The 3019-nt window shown below is 57.3% G+C and carries 4 protein-coding genes and 1 pseudogene; all 5 read right to left on the bottom strand.

The window, feature by feature from the left end; genetic code table 11:
* The coding region (locus tag BLV85_RS14495) for a transposase (RefSeq protein WP_143032286.1) at positions 1 to 701 on the bottom strand (701 nt) is incomplete at its 3' end.
* Positions 702 to 805: 104 nt separating this feature from the next.
* Positions 806 to 976 (bottom strand): hypothetical protein, encoded by a 171-nt coding sequence (locus BLV85_RS15375; RefSeq protein WP_176974066.1) that lies wholly within the window; start codon positions 974 to 976, stop codon positions 806 to 808.
* Positions 973 to 1857 (bottom strand): phosphate ABC transporter permease PstA, encoded by an 885-nt coding sequence (gene pstA, locus BLV85_RS14490; RefSeq protein WP_245725245.1) that lies wholly within the window; start codon positions 1855 to 1857, stop codon positions 973 to 975. Before pstA ends, BLV85_RS15375 begins: the two co-directional genes overlap by 4 nt.
* Positions 1850 to 2728, bottom strand: coding sequence for a phosphate ABC transporter permease subunit PstC (gene pstC, locus BLV85_RS14485; protein ID WP_090415927.1), 879 nt, complete (start codon positions 2726 to 2728; stop codon positions 1850 to 1852). The genes pstA and pstC overlap by 8 nt, the downstream gene beginning before the upstream one ends.
* Positions 2682 to 3019 (bottom strand): annotated as a pseudogene (locus BLV85_RS14480) (hypothetical protein); the annotation flags it as partial. The pseudogene BLV85_RS14480 and the gene pstC, both read right to left, overlap by 47 nt.

Here is a 3019-nt window from a genome sequence, read left to right as displayed (position 1 = left end):
CGCGGTTTCTTTTTCTGCGGCCGGTGACTTTTTTCATGCAGCACATCGATGATGTGTTCGCTCAATTCGCGTGCTTCATTCAGCAATCCAAGATCTGTCGGAAAACGAATCGCCTGTTCGGCCACGGTGGCGTCTATGATCATTTTCCCCTGATTGCGGGGTGTTTTGTCTGACGTTGAAGACTGCTTTGCAGTGACCGGGACAGCTGCAATATGACAGTCATCTTCGCTGCGATTCGATGCCGTCCTGCCAGGGCTACCGCCATCATTATCCTGGTCAGGCTTCTTTGCCTTTTTCTGCTCGACGGCCTTAATGATGGCCGCATGGAATTCATCAAATACTGTCTGCCCCATGCGCTTGCGTACTTCAACCAGTAACGAGGGCGCAAAAGGTGCTTTCGATTGAAAGCCTTTCAGTCCGATAAAATATTGCAGGTACGGGTTCTCCCGGATCTGCTCTACCGTTTCCTCATCCGAAACCGATAACTTGTGTTTGATGATGACTGCTCCGATTACTATCCGCGCATCCTTGGATGGACGTCCTAATGTCCGGGAGAGTGTCTTGTAGTAGCTATCGGCCAATTCGTCCCACGGCATGCAATCACTCAGTCTTACCCAGCGATTCCTCGGATCAAGAACCATGCCGGGCGGGGTATCAAATCCTTCGAGGGAGCGTTGTTTCTGGTTCTGGTAGCGGATCATCGTGCACGGTTTTTGGGGTTATTTGTCTTATTTACGTGCACTATTTTATCAGAATAGAGGTGATTCTAATATAGAATCAGTTACTTATACTTTCTGAGTAAGCTCTAAATATCGAGTGTCACATTATCCAGCGCACGCCTTGCGCCATAGCGGATCGAGAGATTTCTGATCTGGATGACCGGCTCCGGTTGGCAGCAGGCGGGTCCGTTTTGCAGCGAACCCAGGGTAAAAGTGCCGGATTCGGGTGATAATGGATGGGTGGGTTGGGTTGTCATGAGGGCACAATCCTTTTCCGCTGCCATGCCTGCGCAAGCAGCAGGGCGCTGGTGTTGATCAATAGCAGCAGTATGACCAAAACCAGCGCCGAAGCATAGGCGGGCGCATCACCGCCCGGCACATTCATCGACAAATCGAAGATATGCAACGCCAGCGCGCGCCCGGAATCCAGCAGCGATTCCGGCATGCGATCAACATAGCCGCTGGTAAACAGCAACGCAGCTGTTTCCGCCGCGGCCCGGCCAATTCCCAGCAGCAACCCCGCGACCCATGCCGGCAGGGCGGCGGGCAACAACAGCTGAAACAGCACGGCCATGCGGGACAGGCCCAGGGCAGCGCCCGATAGGCGGTAATGCGCCGGTACGCTCCGCAGCCCTGCCTCGGCCGTGCTGACCAATATGGGCAGCAACATGCAGGCCAGCGTCAGCCCGCCTGACAGAATGGAAAATCCCATCCCCAGATAAACACTGAAAAAAGCGTTACCGAACAGGCCAAACACGATCGAAGGCACGCTCGCCAGCACCTGCAGGCTGAAGCGTATCACCCGGCCGGGCCAGCTGGCGGTCGGCACAAATTCCGCCAGCAGAATTGCCGTCGACCACGCCAACGGCAAGGCGCTTGCCAAGGCGACCGACACGATCAGCAATGTGCTGACCAGAATGGGTCCAATCCCGCCCGCCCGGCCGGCATCGCGCGGGGAATCGGTCAAAAAGCCCCAGGACAGATGCGCCACACCGCCACGTACCAGATCAAATAGAATCCATAAAAATACGCAACTGATCATTGCAACCGTGGCGTACACCAGCCAGCGCAGCCATCGATCCCGCCAACGGTTTTTTGCCGCATGCCGCATCGACCGGTTCCTGGGCGTTTCAGGCATGGCGGTTTCTCGCGAGCCAGCTGGCCGCCGCTGTCAAAAGCATGACCCACAGCAACAACAGCAGCCCCGAAACGAACAAGGCCCCACGGTGCCCGCCCATGGCATAGGCCATTTCCAGCGCGATATTGGAAGCCAGGGTGCGCACAGGGTCGAACAAACCGCTGGCATGCTGCACAACATTGCCGGCCACCATCAGCACCGCCATGGTTTCGCCGATGGCACGGCCCGCCGCGAGCATGATGCCGGCCAAGATACCGGTCCGGGCTGCTGGCAAGGCGATGCCGAGGATACTGCCCCAGTGCGACAGACCAAGTGCTGCCAAGGCCTGTAGATACTCGCGCGGCACGGCCAGCAAGGCGGCATGGCTGGTGACGGCAATGGTAGGCAATATCATAATGGTCAGCACCAGAATCGCCGCCAGCAAGCTCAGACCAGGCGGCTCCCACTGATTGATCAGCGGCACCAGCGTGGTCAGCCCCCAAAAACCGAACACGACCGATGGAATGCCCGCCAGCAACTCGAGCAAGCGCCGGTAAAGCATGGCCACCTGCGGCGGCGCGAAGAACACCATGAACAGCGCCGACAGCACCCCCATCGGCACGGCCAGCAACATCGCGCCGCTGCTTGCGTAGAAAGTGCCGGTCAGCATGGGTAGCAGGTTGTATTGTGCTTCCAACGGATGCCAGGAGGCATCGGAGACAAAACGGTCAAGCGGCAGCTGCTGCAACGCAGGCCAGGATTCATACAGCAAAAACAGCACGATCAGCAGCATAATCAGTGCCGCGATAGTTGCTGCGGCAGTCAACACCCTGCGCAGCCATCTGTCAACGGAGGCTGGCTGGAACGAAATACTGTGCTTCGACCAGATCATGGACTTGCGCCGAGCGGGCGAATTCGATGAAATCGCGCACCAATCCGACAGGTGTCTCGCGCGTCACCAGATTAAGTGGACGCGCCAAGGGATAGGAGCCTTCGCGTACATTCGCCGCAGATGCGACAATCCGATCCAGTGGCAGCAATTTGATCGCAATACCCTGGCTGATTGCGTGCGCCACCGTGCCAATTGAGGCTCCTCGGCAGAATTTGTGGGTAACCGAAAGCGCCTTTTGTAAGACCATGGCCGGTGATAGTGGAGCACCCCGCCCAATCTCTGAGAAGATGA

Source organism: Nitrosomonas halophila (assembly GCF_900107165.1).
GTDB classification, from domain to species: Bacteria; Pseudomonadota; Gammaproteobacteria; order Burkholderiales; family Nitrosomonadaceae; genus Nitrosomonas; species Nitrosomonas halophila.
Note: the sequence above shows the minus strand (reverse complement) of the source record. Positions and strands in the feature narration are given on the sequence as shown.

Bases quoted from the DNA above. Each gene is read 5' to 3' on its own strand.
- BLV85_RS15375 (WP_176974066.1), bottom strand. From the start codon at position 976: ATGACAACCCAACCCACCCATCCATTATCACCCGAATCCGGCACTTTT.
- pstA (WP_245725245.1), bottom strand. From the start codon at position 1,857: ATGCCTGAAACGCCCAGGAACCGGTCGATGCGGCATGCGGCAAAAAAC.
- pstC (WP_090415927.1), bottom strand. From the start codon at position 2,728: ATGATCTGGTCGAAGCACAGTATTTCGTTCCAGCCAGCCTCCGTTGAC.